This window comes from Muricoccus roseus (genome assembly GCF_900141905.1).
In the GTDB taxonomy this organism is placed as follows: Bacteria; Pseudomonadota; Alphaproteobacteria; order Acetobacterales; family Acetobacteraceae; genus Roseomonas; species Roseomonas rosea.
Map to the genome: position 1 here is coordinate 128,609 of NZ_FQZF01000003.1, position 16,338 is coordinate 144,946.

Genomic DNA, 16,338 nt, shown 5'->3' on the forward strand with positions numbered 1-16,338 from the left:
GAATCATCATCGGGGCAGTCCCTCCAGAATCTCATGGAAAAGGCGGGCCGGCAGCGTGCCGCCGCGTACGTCATCCATCGGCGTGGCGTCGTCATTGCCCAGCCAGACCCCGATCACCGTGCCACCGGAGAATCCGACGAACCAGGCGTCGCGGAAGTCCTGGGTGGTGCCGGTCTTCCCGGCGGCCGGGCGGCCTGGCACGGCGGCGGCGCGGCCCGACCCGCGTGAGACCACGGCCTCCATCATGCGGCGGATCGCCAGGGCATCGTCCGGCTGAACGGCGCGGGCCGGAGCGGTGTTGCCGGCCGGCAGGGCGCGGCCCTCCGCGCGGGCGGAGGTGATGCCATGGGGCGTCACCCGCATGCCGCCATTGGCGAAGGCCGCATAGGCCGCCGTGAGCTCCAGCAGGCTGGCCTCGCCGGTCCCGAGGGCAATGGTGGCATCGTTCGGGAAAGGCCCCGCAAGGCCAAGTCGCCGCGCGACCGCGGCCGCCTCCTTCGCCCCTCCCCCACGGGCCAGGATGCGCACCGCCGCCGTGTTCACGCTGTGGGCGAGTGCATCCTCCAGCGGCAGGTCGCCACGCGGGCGCCAGTTGCCATTCCCCGGTGACCAGCGGCCGAGCGTGATGGGGCCGTCGGAGACGGTGGAGTCGGGGTGCAGCCCGTGCTCCAGCGCGGCGAGGTAGACGAAGGGCTTGAAGACCGATCCGGGCTGGCGCCGGGCCGAGACCGCCCGGTTGAAGCTGCTGCGGCGGTAGTCGCGCCCGCCCGCCATGGCGCGCACGGCCCCGGTGGCAGCATCCAGCACCACCACCGCCCCCTGGCCGACATCCGCGGCAGCCCCCTGCCCTGCCAGGAGTGCCTCCAGCTTCGCCTCCACCAGCGCCTGCACGCGAAGGTCGAGGGTGGTGCGGAGCGTGAGGTCGGCGGAACCGGGAAAGCGGGTGGCGAGGTCATCATTCACCCAGTCCGCGAACCACCCGGAATCCCGGGAAGGGCGCGGGGGGAAGGCGATCCGCTCCGCCTCCGCATTCGCCTGGGCCTCGGTCAGGGCACCTGTCGCGGCCATGGCGTGCAGCACTTCGGCTCCCCGCCGCGCGGCTTCGTAGGGATTGGCCCTGGGGTTGAGGCGGGAGGGGGCACGGGGCAAGCCCATCAGCACCGCGGATTGCCAGACTGCGAGCCGCCGCGCCGGCACCCCGAAATAGAGACGCGCGGCCGCATCCACGCCGAACGCCCCGGCCCCGAGATAGACGCGGTTGAGGTAGATCTCGAGCAGCTGGTCCTTCGTGAACCGGCTCTCCAGCCACAGGGCCAGCATCGCCTCCTGCACCTTGCGGCGCAGGGAGCGCTCGGGGGTGAGGAAGAGGTTCTTGGCGAGCTGCTGGGTCAGGGTGGAGCCGCCCTGGGCCACCCGCCCGGTGGTCAGGTTCACCCAGGCGGCACGCAGCAGGCCGACCGGGTCCAGGCCGAAATGGTCACGGAAGCGACGGTCCTCGATGGCAAGCAGCGCCGTCGGCAGGTGGACGGGAAGGTCGCGCAAGCGGACCGTCTCGCCATAGAGATCGCCGCTCGTGGAGAGCAGGCGACCGTCGGAAGCCTCTAGCGTGACGGAGGGGCGACGCGTGGTGTCCAGCGCATCCTCTGGCCGCGGCAGATCCCAGGCGAAGACGAGCAGCAGCACCCCAAGGGCCAGGCCACCCCAGACGGCGCCCATCAGCGCCCATGCGGCGAGCTTGCGGGCAAGGCGCCGCCTGGCCCGGACCGCCGACGGAACCGCCGGCCGCTCGGCGGCGACGCGCCCGCCCCGCTTCACGCCCGCCTTGCGAGAAGGCGGAACGTTCCGCGACACGGTTGCGATCGGGGCCCTCGGCATGGCAGATGCGGCGTAGCACGATCCGGGGAGTCCTGCACTCGCGGCAGGATGGAGCCGTGCCGATGGGGGTGCAGGATGCACGGGACATTGTCGCGACTGGCTGCCCGAGCAGGGCTGCCGACCCTCGCGCTGCTGGCCGCCTCGGCCCTCGCCGCCCCGGCAGAGGCGCAGTCCGACAGCCAGCAATGCCGGATCGAATGCGCCGCCCCCTTCGCCGAGCGTGCCCAGAACACGATCAGCATCCAGACCTGCCTTGTCCGTTGCGCCGCGCGATCCGCCGCGCTCGGGGCGGCGAACGTCACCGGCACCATGGTCATGCCGACCCCGCTGACGCCCTGGACAGCGCCGCCAGGCACCCGGCGCCCGCCGCAAGGGCTTGCAGCGGCGCCGCGCGGGACGGAGCGCCAGGCGAATGCTCGGCAGCGCTCCCCCGCCAAGCGGAATCCGGGGGCCAACCTGGCGAGCGCACAGCTCGCACCCGCCTCCACCCCGGCAAGCCCTGCGGCTCCATCCGTGTTCGGCTCGTTCATCGCGGACCAGGCAGCGGTTCCAGCGGCGGTCCCGGAGGCAGCAATCCCTGCGCCACGAGCGCCCGACTCCGGCCGCGGGACCTTCGGCGCCATCTATGCGGCCCGGACGCCGTCCCGGGCCTATGGGCTGTCGGTCGGGGCGGGCGATCGCGGCGTGGCCCATCGCGCGGCGGAAAGCGCCTGCCATGAAGGGAAAGGCAATGCCTGCCGGCTGGTCGGCGAGTTCTCGGCCCGATGCGGCGCCGTAGCGCATGCGCTGCGGTCCAACGGCGCCGTCGTAGTGACGGCCCACTCCAGCACCTACACCGTGATGGCCGCGGTCAGCGGCACGGGCCAGACGCGGGAGGAGGCGGAGCGCCAGGCGATGGCCGCCTGTGCGCAACGCGGCCGCGGCCTGCTCTGCCAGGTCACGGAGGCGCGCTGCGCGGGTTGAAGTCCGGGATTCACGGGCTGGTTGATCCGACCTAGGCTCTCCCGGCCCGCGCCAACCCGGCGCCCCAGGGGAGGTTCTTCGCCGCGATGAGTGATCCAGGTGCCATCCGCCAGTCCGCGCTGGATTGGATCGCGGCCAATGAGTCGCGTCTGTCAGCCTTCAACGAGCAAATCTGGGGCTTCGCCGAGCCGGCCTGGCGCGAGTACCGCTCGGCCCAGGCCTATGCGGAAATCCTGCGGGAGGAAGGCTTCACCGTGGAGGAAGGCTCGGGCGATATGCCCACGGCCTTCGCGGCGCGCTGGGGAAGCGGCGGTCCGGTGCTGGCCGGCTTCTCCGAATACGACGCGGTACCTGGCAATTCGCAGCAGGTGGTGCCGCATGCGGCGCCACGCGCGGGGCTGCATCCCTATGCCGCCGGCCATACCGACCCGCATTCGGTGCTCGGCACGGCCTCCCTCACCGCCATGCTCGCCACCAAGGCAGCCTTCGAGAAGCATGGCGTCAGCGCCACGCTGAAGCTGTTCGGCGAGCCGGCTGAGAAGGTCTGTGGCTCCAAGCCCATCCATGCCGCGAAGGGCTATTTCGATGGGCTGGATGCCGCCGTGGTCTGGCATCCCTGGCCCAGCAACACCGTCACGGGCGAGGTCCATTTCGGCGCCTATTGGAGCGCCGTGATCACCTTCGAGGCGCCCACGCCGGAGACCTGGGTGGACCCGTCGCTGATGCCGACCCAGGCGGCGCATGCAGTGGCCCGCGCGCCCGGCGCGCTGGATGCCATGTGCCTGATGTACACGACGACGAAGTACACGAAGGAGGCGATGTTCCCCCATAGCGGGTCCTGGACGCTGAACGAGTTCGTCCTCGGCGATGCGGGCGCCACCTCGGACAATCTCGCGCCGCGCTTCAGCCAGATCCAGTATTCCTGGCGCTCATCCTCGCTCGCCATCCAGGAGCAGATCTGGCGCGTGCTGGCCAACAACGCGAAGTCCGCCGCCATGGCGACGGGCTGCAAGGCCTATGTGCGCTGGGTGACCAAGACACGCGTGGGCCTGCCCAACACGGCATTGACCGAGTTGACCTGGGCCAACCTCCAGGCCGTGGGCGCGCCGACCTATACCGAGGAGGCGCTGGCCTTCGGCCGGGAGATCCAGAAGAACCTCGGGCTGGAGCCGATGGAGAACCCCTTCATCCCCAGCGTCACCCGGCTGACGACCCCGGCCGACAACGATGCGGGGCTTCGCCGGACGCTGGCGGGCTGGCAGACGCATCTGAGCGCCGACGACTATGTCGAGTATTCCTGGCACTGCCCGACGGTGCGGCTTCTCGCCGCGCGCCCGCGGCTGCAGCCGCCCACCCCCGGCTATGCCTATCCGAACTGGGCCTATCTCGCGCTCGGCGGCCTGCCCGCGGCGGTCGATCCGGGGATGTTCCTGGCGGCGCGGACGATGGCGCTGACCATGGTGGACCTCGCGGTGATGCCCGGCGCGCTGGAAGCGTGCCAGGCAGAGTTCCGCGAGCGCACCGGGGGCGGCGTGGGCGGCACCCAATGGATCGGCCCGCTGCTCCCGGCCGATTTCGACCCGCCCGTCGATCTCCGTTGGCCGGAATACGTCACCACCGTGCGCGGCGAGGAGTGGACTTTTCCCACGCCGCATCACGGCACGGGCGCCGGCGAGCCGATCTGACGGCAACCCCGCCCGGCGGACGGACGTTCGCCGGGCGGACCAGCAGAGGAGGCCCTTCCCCATCCGCGCCTCCCCTCTCCTCCTCCTCGGTGCCCTCGCCGCCTGCGATGCCGAGCCACCGGCCCAGCTGCGTGTGGCGGGCGGCGACCCGGAGCGGGGCCGCCAGGTGGCGCTCGCTCAGGGCTGCGGGGCTTGCCATGTCATTCCCGGCGTGCGCGGAGCCGTCTCCTGGGCCGGCCCGCCACTGACGGAATGGGCGCGGCGCGGCTATCTGGCCGGGCATCTGCCAAACTCGCCCGAGAACCTGGTCGCCTGGCTCCGGAACCCGCAGGCCATCTCCCCCGGCAGCGCCATGCCGAATCTGGGCCTGACCGAAGCGGAGGCGCGGGACACGGCCGCCTATCTCTTCACCCTGGGCGCGGAACGCCTGCCGCCCGTTCCGGCCGGGCTTCCACTGGGGCCGAATCAGGCCGGGCCGCGCGAGGAGCCCAGGATTCGCCCTCGGGCGTGATTCACCAGCAGGCCGGCAGCACCATGGCGGGTGCGGCCTGGAAGAGGATGGCGAACCCCGCCACGACGCAGGCTGCCGCGCCGAACCACAGCGTGAATCGGGGCTCCGCCTCCCCGCCTTCGGTGATCTCTCCACCTGGCCGGGCGAGCACGAAGATCAGGGCGAGACCGAGCAGGGCGAGGATCGTCGCCCCCGCGACCATCGCCACCACCCAGGGCATGCCGAGCAGGGTGCCGCCTTCCATGCCACGCTCGCAGGCCAAGGCGTGGATCGCGTAGATCGCGCCGAAATGCCCGCCCCAGATGGCGAGGCCCGCCGCCGGCCAGATCACCGCCCGGGCGGCCGATGCGCTCATGCCCGTCACAGCAGCCGGGGGAAACCGTGCAGCAGCACGATTCCCGTCACGCCCTGCCCGACCGTGTAGAGCCAGAAGAGCATCGTGTTGTCGAAGGTCAGCCGGCGGGTGCCGTTGAGCATGCCCGCCCAGGACCTGGCCTGCGTGTAGAGCGCCATGAGGATGGCGACGGCGGTGTTGAAGCCCTGCCAGGCGAGCAGTGCGTAGGAGATGCCGGAATAGGCATGCTGCGACGGCCGCAGCCCGGCATCGCGGATCGCGGAGAGGTCCACGGCATAGCCCGCACCGAGCAGCGCCAGGGCGAGCGGCAGCGCCCAGATGGGCAGCGCATCCCGGCGGCGCAGAAGGGTGCCCGCGAGAAGGATCGTGGCTCCGGCCAGCACATAGAGGAAGAGGGCGGCGGCGCCGCGTTCCAGAACCGGCAGCCCCAGGCCAGCCGGCGGCCACATCCCATCGCCGTTCACCAGCCACAGGAAAAGATAGCTGCCGATCAGGCAGGCGTAGCAGGACCCCATGACGAGCATCAGTGCGTTCATGGCCCACCAGGAGGTGGACATCGGCCCCGTCACATAGGTCGGAAGCACGATGCCGCCCCCGATCGGGCCACGCCCTTCGCCGATCGGGCCGAGATCGGTTCCCGTCCAGAGCCAATACAGGAAGGCAGCGATCGCGAGCAGGGCGAAGGCGGCTGCGGGCACCAGCCACTCCACCGTGAGCACGAGGAAGAACCCCGCCGTGCCGACCGCGGCGACGAGATGGGCCCAGCTCGGCCCGGGCAGCACCGCCACGTATTGCGGGATTCCCTCCGCCGGGCTGACAACCAGCCCCTCGCGCAGCCCGGTGATGGTGCCGGGCAGGTAATGCGCGCCGGCCTCGACCTGCGCCGAAAGCTCGGGGTGGCGCCAGAGCGGGTAGCGGCTGTCCACGGCGGGGATGCTGCGCGGGCCGTAGTTCAGGTTGGGCAGCCATTCGAGCGTCCCGGCATCCCAGTGGTTGCCGCCGCCGCCCTGCGGCCGGAAGTTGCGGATGATATCGACGAAGAGCAGCACGCCGCCCACCAGCGCGACGAGCGCGCCGATGGTGGACAGCATGTTCCAGATCTCGAGGCCCATCCCCGCAGGGTAGGTGTAGATGCGCCGGGGCATCCCGAGGAGGCCGGACATGTGCATCGGGAAGAAGGTGAGGTTCACGCCGAGGAAGAGCAGCCAGAACACCCATTTCCCCAACCTCTCGGAGAGAGGCGTGCCGATGCAGGGCGCCCAGTAGTAGAGGGCGGCGAGAACCGGGAAGACCATGCCGCCGATCAGCACGTAATGCAGATGGGCGACGATGAAATAGGTGTCGTGCGCCTGCCAGTCGAAGGGCGTGACGGAAACCATCACCCCCGTCAGCCCGCCGAGGGAGAAGATGAACAGGAAGCCGAGGATGAAGAGGGTGGGCGTGGCGATGCGGACCTTCTTCCCCGAGGCGAAGGTCCCGATCCAGGCAAAGACCTGGAGCCCGGAGGGAACGGATACCGCGAAACCCGCCGAGGCGAAGAAGGCCAGGCTCAGCCCTGGGATTCCCGTGGTGTACATGTGGTGCACCCACAGGCCGAAGGAGAGAAAGGCCGTCCCGACCAGCGCCAGCACAACGAGCGAGTGCCCGAGCAGCGGGGCGCGCGCCATGGTGGGCACGATCATCGAGACCATGCCGGCCGCGGGCAGGAAGATGATGTAGACCTCCGGGTGACCGAAGAACCAGAACAGATGCTGCCAGAGCATCGGGTCCCCGCCGCGCTCCGGGATGAAGAAAGGCCAGTCAAAGGCGCGCTCCAACTCCAGCAGGGTGGAAGCGACGATCACCGCCGGGAAGGCGAAGACCACCATGCCCGCGAAGACGAGCATCGCCCAGGCGAAGATCGGCATGCGTCCCAGTGTCATGCCCGGCGCACGGCAGCGCAGGATGCCGGTGATCAGCTCGATCGCGCCCGCGATGGCGCTGATCTCGATGAAGCCGATGCCCAGCAGGTACATGTCCGTGTTGACGCCGGGCGAATGGGCCTTGCCCGTCAGCGGCGGATACATGAACCAGCCGCCATCCGGCGCCGCGCCGAAGAAGAGCGACAGGAAGAAGGCCGTGCCGCCGATCAGATAGATCCAGTAGGCGTAGGCGCCGAGGCGCGGCGTCGGCATCTCCCGCGCACCGAGCATGGCGGGCAGCAAGGCAATCCCGACGGCCTCCACCACCGGCACGGCGAAGAGGAACATCATAATCGTGCCGTGGGTGGTGAAGACCTGGTTGTAGGTGTCCGCATCCAGGATCGTGAGCCCGGGAACGGCCAGTTGCAGGCGGATCAGCACGCCCAGCAGCCCGGCCAGCAGCAGGAACATCAGAGCCGTCGCGAGGAAGAGCGGACCGATGAGGTTGTTGTTGATCTCGGTGATCACGGCGATGCCGCGCGGGAAGGCCCAGGCCTTTTCCAGCCGGCCCAGCTCCTCCGGCGGGCGCGGCAAGGGGTTCGGCAGGTCGCTCACCGCAGGGAATCCAGCCAGGAGGCGAGGGCGAGCAGGTCGGGGCCCTCCAGGGCGCGGGCATAGGCGGGCATGGCGTTGCCCGGCTTGATGTCCTGCGGTGCAGCGATCCAGCCGGCCAGGTTCCCGCGGTTGTTGGGAAGGGCTCCCCCCGCCAGGGTGGCGCGGGAGCCGATGCGCGACAGATCGGGCGCGATCCGCGCGGACCAGGGCGTTCCCCGCACCGCATGGCAGGCGCCGCAGCCCGCCTCACCGAAGACCTGCCTGCCGCGCCGGTGCTCCTCCGTGCGCGGCTCCGGCACCGGCGCGCGCTGCCGGGCGATCCATGCCTCGAATTCCCCAGGCTCCTGCACCACCACGTCGAAGGCCATCAACGTGTGCTGGGCTCCGCAGAATTCCGTGCACTGGCCGCGCAGCTCCCCCAGGCGGTCCGCGCGCAGCCGCTGGCGGTTCACACGGCCCGGGATCATGTCCAGCTTGCCGTGCAGGTTCGGCACCCACACGCTGTGGATCACGTCAGCGGAGGTGAGATGCAGCTCCACCTCCCGCCCCAGAGGCAAGTGCAGAGCATTGGCCGTCACCGCCCCCTTCCCCAGATCGGGGTATCGGATCTCCCACCAGTATTGCCGGCCGATGATCTCGATCCGCAGAGGCGCGTCGGACATCGGCTGGGTCAGCGCGCGCGAGATGCCGAGGGAATAGGCCAGAAGCGCCGTCAGAACCGTTACGGGAAAGACGATCCCCCCACCGATCACGAAGCGGCGCGACCCCATGGCCTCCCGCAGCCGCGCAGGCGCGAGGATGGCGAGGGCGAGGAAGCCCATGGTGATCAGGAACACGGCCGTGCCGCCCCAGAACAGCACATGGGTGAGCGTCGCGATCCGCTCGGCCTGCACGCCCCAGGGGTCGAGCGGCGTCTGCGCGCCCGAGCAGCCCGCCAGGACCAGAAGGGGAAGAAGCCGCTTCACGCGGGGTGGCGGTCCTGCGCCGTGCGCAGCACGCGGGACAGCGCCAGAAGGGCCAGCCCCGCGAAAGCAATACCACCCGGCACCCACATGAGGAGCCCGCCGAGTTGCTGATCCTCCAGCGGCGTCAGACCCCAGGGCAGGGTCGTCAGCGCGTGGGGCGCGAACAGCGGTCGGGGAGCGAAGGTGAGGAAGGCGCCCAGAGCCCCCATCTGCGCCGCCGTGCCAAGGCCGGAAAGCAGCGCCGCATCCACCCGACTGGCCCGCATCACGCCGTGCCACAGCCAGACGGCCGAGCCGAGGAGCGAGGCATGCATGGCCCACCAGGCGCCGTCGGAGCGGAAGGTCCAGCCATAGGGCGCCGGCATGTGCCATAACCAAAGCACGAGGCCGAAGACCGCCGCCGAGGAGGCGAGTTCGCCAGGCGAGGCGGCACGCGCGCGCAGGCCCAAGGCCAGCAGCGGCGCCGCGACGAGCATCACGACGAGATGCTGCCCCACACGGGCGGAAAAAAGCGCGACGGCAAGGCTGCAGAGGGGCGATAGCAGGGCGAGGGCCAGTACGCCCCAGCCGGTCAGGAGCAGACGCCGCTCCGTGCCGCGCCAGCAGATCCAGCCCAGCCCGACCAGCAGGGTGCCAAGCAGCAGCGGATCGAGGTTCCAGTAGAGGTCGCCCGGCAGGGGCGGCAGGCCGCAGAAGGGCACGGCTTCGCTCCGGTTCACCCGCTTCCTCCCGTTCCGCAAATATGGAGGATCATACAGCTTCGGTTCCGGAACGCGCTGCCCGGCGGGCCAGGAGAAGAAGCGCGAGGGCCGCCAGACCGATCACAATCGCGTCCGCCAGGAGGTTCGGCGCCCCATGCGCGGCCCCCGGAGCGAGCCTGGCATCGGGGCGAACGGTCCAGAGAACCAGGGTGACGTGCTGGAGGAGGAGGAGGCTGCAGACCAGCCGCATCCGCCAGGGCCGCCACTGCGGCATGGCGGAGAGGAGGATGGCCCCGATCAGCGCGGGCAGGATCACGCCCAGCTTCATCCACCGCCAGACGCCCTCCTGGCGCCGCAGATACCACGCGGCTTCGGGAGGAAGGTCGGCCGCCCAGACCGTGACATAGGGGACGAAGAGAAACCACAGCGCGAAAACCCCGAGGGTCAGCAAGCCCCGCTCCAGCCCCGTGCGCGCCTCGGGGTCCTCTGGGCAGCCATGCAGCAATACGGCCAGGCCCAGGAAGGCCCCGGCGCCCCCGACCAGCATCGCGATCCCGTTCAGGCTTCCCACCCATGCCGCATCCCGGGAAAGCGCCCATTCCTCGAAGCCTATGGCCGCGGTCAGCACGACGAGGAGCAGCGCTGCCCCGGCCGCCCGGCGCGTCGACGACGGTCGCGCGAGCCACCATCCGAGCAAGGCCCAGAGCAGCAGGATCGCGCCGCTCGCCGACAGGACGGGCACCGCGCGCGGCCCGCCCGCCCAGGGATAAAGGGCGCCGGCGAAGAGCAGCACGGGAAGCGCGAGCAGGAGCAGGAGCGGCATGAGCCGCCCGGCCGCGGTGAAGATCGGCGCCAGGGGCTCCACCCAGTGCTCCCGCAGAAGAAGTCCGGCGGCGCGCACCACCAGGGCGCCGGCCCCCAGCGTGGCGGCGAGGACAAAGGCGAGCAGGCAGGCTTCGGCGAACGCCGTCATCGCCCTTCGCGCATCAGCGCCTCCACGTAACGCGCCACGGCCCAGCGCTGACGCGGGTCGAGCCGGTCCGCGAGAGGATGGGCGCCCAGGTGGTTTTCAGCGATCGCGGCCATGCTGCGGGCCGCATCGGCGGGCAGCGGCGCGATCGGCGGATGGCCGCGCGACACCACGACCCCGTCCCCCGTTCCACGCGCCCCGTGGCACGGCGTGCAGAAGATGGCGTAGCGCTCCGCGCCCTCGGCCAGCAGCGCCGAATCGACGGTTGGCCCCGGAGGAGCGAGGGCGCGCAGGCGGGCGCCGGAGCCCCGCGCCACGGCGCCCTCCGGTGGCGGCGCGGGCGCGGGCGGCTTCGGGCTCTCCGGCCAGCCGTCGCATCCCGCGAGGAGAAGGAGGAGCAGCAGCCGCTTCACGCGCTCCGCACCTCCGTCACGCGCAGGGGAGAGAGGCCGCGCAGGAAGCGCCCCGCGGCGTCCGGCGCGTAGAGAGGGTCTTCGGCCGAGAGGAAGAGGAAGAAGCGATCCTCGCTGGCCCGGTTGAAGCCGTGGGCGAAGAAGGCCGGGTGGTTCAGCCGCGGCAGGCCGTTCAGCGCCAGCATCCCGATCAGCGCCGCCGCGCAGGCCCAGAGGATGGCGACGAGATAGGTGGTGGGCATGAAAACCGGCCAGGCATTCGGCGGCCGCCCTCCCACATTCACGGGATAGAGGTGGACCGAGACATACCAGGCCGCCCCCGCCGAGAACGCCGCTCCCACGGCCGCCGCCGCCAGGGCGATGTAGCCGACGGGCGCGGCACTGACCTCCAGGGCTTCCGCCGCCTCCGGCACGGGATAGGGTGAATAGGCCTCCAGGCATGTCCATCCAGCATCCCGCGCGGCACGGACGGCCGCGGTCATCGCATCGGCCTCGGTGAATTCCGCCATCAGGCCAAAGGGGGGCGGTTGGCTCATCGCTCCTCTTCCTCGGCTTCGGCCTCGCTCTCCTCGTGCCGCGTCTCGAACATCGAGACTGCGGGCACGAGACGGCCGAACAGAAGCAGCACGAGGGCGAAGAGCGCGACCGTGCCGCCGAGCAGCCCCCATTCGGCAGGGCTAGGCGAATAGCCGCGGGACATGGTGGGCAGATGGTCCCGCAGCAGCCCGTCCACCACGATCGACCAGCGGTCGAGCCACACGCCGGCCGCCGCCAGGATGCCGACAGGCACCACGACGAGGGCACGACGGCGGAGCCCATCGAGCCAGAGCACCTGCGGAAGCGCGGCGCTGAGCAGAACCGCCCCCCAATAGGCGGGCGCCCCCTGGCCGAGCACGCGTGCCCCCAGAGCGGCGCGGGTGGTTTCGTCTTCCTCCAGGAAGCCGACCAGCAGCTCGTGCGCATAGGCCAGCCCCGCCGCGAGGCCGGCACAGGCGACGAGGCGGGCGAGGAGGTCCATGTCCGCATCGTCGACGAAGCGTTCAAGCGAAAGCGCGACGCGCAGCACCGCCGCGAGCGCGAGCACGATGCCCAGCCCGGAAGGCAGGCCGGTCACCACCACATGCAGCGGCAGCCTCGCCTGATGCCAGGCCGGCACGAGGGTCGTGGCGAATTCGAGCGCGACGACAGTCTGCGCCCAGAGCAGCAGCGGCAGAACGAGGGCCGCGACGAGGCGGTAGGCCGCCTGGTGACGGTGCCAATGCGCGACCGAGCCCCGCCACCCCAGGGCCAGCAGCCCATAGGTCCGCGCGAGCCGCATCCGCCCACGGCCGGCCGCACGGTCCCGCATCGTCGCGAGATCCGGGATGAGGCCGATATACCAGAAGAGGGAGGTCACGATCACATGCGACATGATCCCCCAGAAATCCCACACCAGCGGGCTGCCGAACTGGGGCCAGAGCTGCATGCGGTTGGGGTAGGCCAGCGTCCAGTAGAAGAGCCAGGCCCGGCCGAGATGCAGCACGGGATAGAAGGCGGCTGCCAGGATGGCGGCCAGGGCCGCGGCCTCCGCGAACCGGTTCACCGCCGTGCGGAGGCCATGCCGGCGCAGCACGAGGATCGCGGCGAAGAGGCTGGCGGCATTGGCGATGCCGATCCACCAGGCATAGGCGATCAGGTCGAAGCCCCAGACATGGGGAATGTTGTTGCCCCAGACGCCCACGCCCGAGACCAGCACCACGGCGACCGAGACGGCCAGCACCACGATGCCGCCGGCACAGAGCAGCACGGAGAGCCGGAAGCTCCACCGGCCGGGCCGCAGCGCTGCTTCGGCGACGGGCGCGGTGACGTCGCTCACCCCTCCTCCTCCGTCGCGACACGGGCGAGATAGGTGGTGCGGGGCCGCGTGCCGAGTTGCCCGAGCAGGGCGTAGTGGCGGCCATCCCGCTTCGCCCGGGTGACGGCACTGCCTGGGTCGTTGATGTCGCCGAAGGTGATGGCGCGGGTGGGGCAGGCGCGCTGGCAGGCGGTCTCCACCTCCCCGTCGTGGAGCGCTCGGCCCTCGGTGGAAGCCTGGCTGCGGGCCTTAGCGATGCGGTGCGTGCAGTAGGTACACTTCTCCATCACGCCGCGCGGCCGCAGCGATACCTCCGGGTTCCGGGCGGGCGTGTCGAGGAAGCGCCGGTGATCGGACCAGTTGAACCGCCGCACCTTGTAGGGGCAGTTGTTGGAACAGGTGCGCGTGCCGATGCAGCGCGCATGCACCATCACGTTCAGCCCCTCATGGTCGTGCAGCGTGGCGTTGACAGGGCATACGGGCTCGCAGGGCGCCTGTTCGCAATGCATGCAGGGCACGGGCTGGAAGCTGACGGCGGGGCTGTCCTCGGGGCCGTGGTGATACCGGTCCACCCTGAGCCAGTGCATCTCGCGCCCCTGGCTGACCGCGAGCGGACCGACAACGGGAACGTTGTTCTCGGCCTGGCAGGCCAGGGCGCAGGCGTTGCAGCCGATGCAGGCGTCGAGGTCGATCGCCATGCCCCAGGCATGCCCGGGATAGGGCCAGTCCCGGTAGAGCGAGGCATCGCGTTCCGGCTGCGGGAGGACGCCGCCGGGCGGGACGCTGCGGGCGGCCTCGATGGGATCGAGGCGGTGGTGGGAGTCCGTGGTGACGGGGGGGGTCTTCCGGCCTGTGGGCCGCAAGGAGAGTCCAGTGGCCACCCAGGCGGAATCCGCCGGGCGCAGCGCGTAGGCATCGAAGCCCCTTCCCTCGCCCACCGGCCCGCCCGCACGGCGCCCTCCCCCGAGCGGAAGGGTGACGCAATCCGGCGCATGGCCCGGCATCGGCCAGCAGGGGGCGAGAACGCGACGGCCGCCGAGCTCCAGCTCCACCTCATCCCCCGGCTCGAGGCGGAGTGCCGCAAGGGTGGCGGGGGCCATGAGCGCGGCATTGCCCCAGGTGATCTTCGTCAGCGGCCGCGGCATCTCCTGCAGCCAGGCATCATGCGCCTCCGCACCGCCACGGATGCCCTGATCGGGCGAGAAAACCGCGGCTAACCCTGCCGGCAGCGGTGGCGAGGGCTGGTCCCAGCCCTCCCGCAGCGGCGGGGAGAGCGGGGGGAATGGCTCGCCCGCGACGCCCTCCTCCAGCGCCGTCGCCCAAGTGGCCTCGAAGCCCTCCTCCCTCCAGCTGGCCCGCCAGGTGGCCCGGACGGCCTCCCGCGCCGTGACGGGCGTGCCGAGCAACGCGGAGAGCAGTTCCACCTCTCCCCTCGCCTCCTCGGCCAGCGGCACGGTGGCGGGCTGGCGGATGGCGGGCGTGCCGTCGAAGGCGCGGGAATCGCCCCAGGATTCGAGAGGATGCGGAAGCGGCACATGCCAGGCGCAGAGCCGGGCCGTCTCGTCCAGCCTGAAGCCGAGATGAAGGCTGAACGGCAGGGCGCGGAGCGCCTGCGCGAACTCCAGGGAAGCCGGGGCGTCGTAGGCGGGATTCGCGCCGAGGATCAGAAGGTGCGTGACCTGCCCGGCCGCCATGTCGGCGGACAGGGCCGCCAATGAGGGCGCCATCGGCTCGGGCCGTGTCAGGGGATGGGGGAGGAGCCGCTGCGCCGCGCCCAGGCGCGCGCTCATGGCATGGGCCAGCGCATGGACGGCCGGCGCCTGCCCCCGCCCGGCCATAACCACGGCGCCAGGCGCTTCCGCCAGGACTGCCGCGACCCCCGCCGCCGCTGGATGCGCGACCTCGACCGCAAGCCCCGCCACGCCGAGCCGAGCCGCAACGGCCCGCGCGAAGGGTTCGGCCTCGCGCGGATGGAGGGGGATGCGGCGGTCGGCCCGCGCGCCGGTCAGGCTGAGGGTCGCCTCGGCGACGATCAGACGCGGTGGCCGGCCGGCGGCACGGGCCGTGATCCAGTCCCGCGCGAAGCGAAGATGGCCGGGCGCCTGGCCCAGCGGATCGGCGCCCAGGCAGAGCACCGCCCCGGCGCGCGACAGGTCTGGCACGGGGACAACAGGGCGGCCAAAGGCGCGCTGCGCGCCCTCGAGGGCGGCGTCATCGGCCAGGGGGTCGTGCTGGTGCCAGCGCGCCTCCGGGAAGGCGGTCAGCACCGCCTGAAGCATCCGCGCGAGGGTGGGGGAGGAGACGGGGCCGGTGAGGATCCTGAGGCCGCGACCGCGGCCCTCCGCGAGCGTGGCCCGGGCGGTGGCCATGGCTTCGTCGAGCATCGCCGCGGGCACCGGCCGGCCATCCCTGCGGATGCGGCGGGAGCGGTGGGGGTCGTGCAGTCCCAGCACGGCGGCTTCGGCGAAGATGTCGGTGGCGCCGAGGCTGGCCGGGTGGCGGGGGTTGCCCTCCACCTTCACGGCATGGCCGTTGCGGGTGCGCACGATCACCCCACGCGAGAGGCCGTCCAGCTCCAGCACCGTGGCATATTCGGCGGTGGCCGCCTGAGCATCGGCGGCGCGGGCGGGCGCATGGAGCGGATGCCCGTGCTCCGGCGTTTCGTCGCAGCCCGCCAGGGAGGCCAGGGCGAGCGAGGCGCCCATGAGCTTCAGCGCATCGCGCCGCTCCACGGCAGCATGCGGGGCAGCTGCCAGCGCGGCGGGCTGGGGCGGCTCGGGCGACGGATCGGGACCGCGCCGGGGTGGGGGCGGCGCACTCATCGGTGGCAGGTCGAGCAGCGGGTGAGCGGGGAGACCTCCACGCCGTAATGCTCGTAGCGCTGCACCTGCAGGCCGTGAGGGCGCAGATCCCGCGGCCCACCGGCGCCGGCATCGCCGCGCGCCATCACGGCGGCAGCGGGGCGTTGGCGGGGAGACGGGTCCCTGTGGCAATCCAGGCAGAAGCTCATGGAGAGGGTCTCCGCCTTCGCGGTGCGCGGCATCTCCTGCACCTTGCCGTGGCAGCTTTCGCAGGCGACGCCGGCCTGGGTATGGGCGGCATGGTCGAAGCGGACATGGTCCGGCAGCCGGCTGACGGAGGACCATTCCACCGCCCTCCCAAGCTCCAGGGCTGCCCTCAGGGGAGCGAACTGGGCGGTGACGTTCCAGACCCGCTCATGGCAGCCCAGGCAGGTTTCGGCGCTCGGCATGCCAGCATCCGCCGCGCGCTCCACCCCGGCATGGCAGAAGCGGCAGTCGAGCCCCAGTCCGCCGGCATGGACGGCATGGCTGAAGGGGATCGGCTGGTCCGCGGGCTTGCCGACGGCCCAGGCCGTGCCGGACCGCACCCAGGCGAAGGCCCCCGCCCCGATCAGAAGGATCAGGGCGGCCCCGACGATCAGGGCGAGGCGAAGCCGGGCATCGGCCCGCGGCGTGAAGATCTGGGCCATCCTGCTCCCTGAGCCGACCGGAGCGGCAACGCAGGGAAGGCAGGATGGTTGGATACAGGC

The 16,338-nt window shown here is 71.4% G+C and carries 14 protein-coding genes; 3 read left to right on the forward strand and 11 right to left on the reverse strand.

All coding sequences use genetic code 11. From position 1 onward, the window contains the following. Positions 1-6 precede the first annotated feature (6 nt). Positions 7-1,851 (reverse strand): transglycosylase domain-containing protein, encoded by a 1,845-nt coding sequence (locus BUB97_RS03045; RefSeq protein ID WP_245818169.1) that lies wholly within the window; start codon positions 1,849-1,851, stop codon positions 7-9. A 111-nt stretch (positions 1,852-1,962) separates the two neighbouring features. Here BUB97_RS03045 and BUB97_RS03050 point away from each other — a divergent pair, with 111 nt between their 5' ends. The 3 genes from BUB97_RS03050 (at position 1,963) to BUB97_RS03060 (ending at position 5,034) form a co-directional block, all read left to right on the forward strand. After that, positions 1,963-2,838 carry a DUF4189 domain-containing protein gene (locus BUB97_RS03050; protein ID WP_073131329.1) on the forward strand — a complete coding sequence of 292 codons (876 nt, stop codon included), beginning with the start codon at positions 1,963-1,965 and terminating at the stop codon, positions 2,836-2,838. A gap of 86 nt (positions 2,839-2,924) precedes the next feature. Further along, positions 2,925-4,523, forward strand: coding sequence for a zinc-binding metallopeptidase family protein (locus tag BUB97_RS03055; protein WP_073131330.1), 1,599 nt, complete (start codon positions 2,925-2,927; stop codon positions 4,521-4,523). 133 nt (positions 4,524-4,656) lie between these two features. Continuing rightward, complete coding sequence (locus tag BUB97_RS03060; protein WP_073131331.1) at positions 4,657-5,034, forward strand: c-type cytochrome; 378 nt, start codon at positions 4,657-4,659, stop codon at positions 5,032-5,034. Between the two features lies 1 nt (position 5,035). Here BUB97_RS03060 and BUB97_RS03065 read toward each other — a convergent pair whose 3' ends face one another. Genes BUB97_RS03065 through BUB97_RS03110 form a run of 10 tightly spaced genes read right to left on the reverse strand, consistent with a single transcriptional unit; the run spans position 5,036 to position 16,278 of the window. After that, positions 5,036-5,389 carry a hypothetical protein gene (locus BUB97_RS03065; RefSeq protein WP_073131607.1) on the reverse strand — a complete coding sequence of 118 codons (354 nt, stop codon included), beginning with the start codon at positions 5,387-5,389 and terminating at the stop codon, positions 5,036-5,038. A 5-nt stretch (positions 5,390-5,394) separates the two neighbouring features. Continuing rightward, positions 5,395-7,905: a cbb3-type cytochrome c oxidase subunit I gene (locus tag BUB97_RS03070; RefSeq protein WP_073131332.1), complete on the reverse strand. Its 2,511-nt coding sequence runs from the start codon at positions 7,903-7,905 to the stop codon at positions 5,395-5,397. Further along, complete coding sequence (gene coxB / locus BUB97_RS03075; RefSeq protein WP_073131333.1) at positions 7,902-8,870, reverse strand: cytochrome c oxidase subunit II; 969 nt, start codon at positions 8,868-8,870, stop codon at positions 7,902-7,904. The genes BUB97_RS03070 and coxB overlap by 4 nt, the downstream gene beginning before the upstream one ends. Then, a complete protein-coding gene (locus tag BUB97_RS03080) occupies positions 8,867-9,589 on the reverse strand; it encodes a cytochrome c oxidase assembly protein (RefSeq protein ID WP_073131335.1) in 723 nt (240 codons plus the stop codon). Before BUB97_RS03080 ends, coxB begins: the two co-directional genes overlap by 4 nt. 31 nt (positions 9,590-9,620) lie before the next feature. Further along, a complete protein-coding gene (locus tag BUB97_RS03085) occupies positions 9,621-10,544 on the reverse strand; it encodes a hypothetical protein (protein ID WP_073131337.1) in 924 nt (307 codons plus the stop codon). Further along, positions 10,541-10,954, reverse strand: a complete 414-nt coding sequence (locus BUB97_RS03090; RefSeq protein ID WP_073131338.1) for a c-type cytochrome — start codon at positions 10,952-10,954, stop codon at positions 10,541-10,543. The genes BUB97_RS03085 and BUB97_RS03090 overlap by 4 nt, the downstream gene beginning before the upstream one ends. Then, positions 10,951-11,490: a DUF3341 domain-containing protein gene (locus BUB97_RS03095; protein WP_073131340.1), complete on the reverse strand. Its 540-nt coding sequence runs from the start codon at positions 11,488-11,490 to the stop codon at positions 10,951-10,953. The genes BUB97_RS03090 and BUB97_RS03095 overlap by 4 nt, the downstream gene beginning before the upstream one ends. Then, positions 11,487-12,809 (reverse strand): NrfD/PsrC family molybdoenzyme membrane anchor subunit, encoded by a 1,323-nt coding sequence (gene nrfD, locus BUB97_RS03100; protein ID WP_073131342.1) that lies wholly within the window; start codon positions 12,807-12,809, stop codon positions 11,487-11,489. The genes BUB97_RS03095 and nrfD overlap by 4 nt, the downstream gene beginning before the upstream one ends. Next, a complete protein-coding gene (locus BUB97_RS03105) occupies positions 12,806-15,610 on the reverse strand; it encodes a 4Fe-4S dicluster domain-containing protein (RefSeq protein WP_086061856.1) in 2,805 nt (934 codons plus the stop codon). Before BUB97_RS03105 ends, nrfD begins: the two co-directional genes overlap by 4 nt. Further along, a complete protein-coding gene (locus BUB97_RS03110) occupies positions 15,607-16,278 on the reverse strand; it encodes a cytochrome c3 family protein (protein WP_073131343.1) in 672 nt (223 codons plus the stop codon). The genes BUB97_RS03105 and BUB97_RS03110 overlap by 4 nt, the downstream gene beginning before the upstream one ends. Positions 16,279-16,338: the final 60 nt, after the last annotated feature.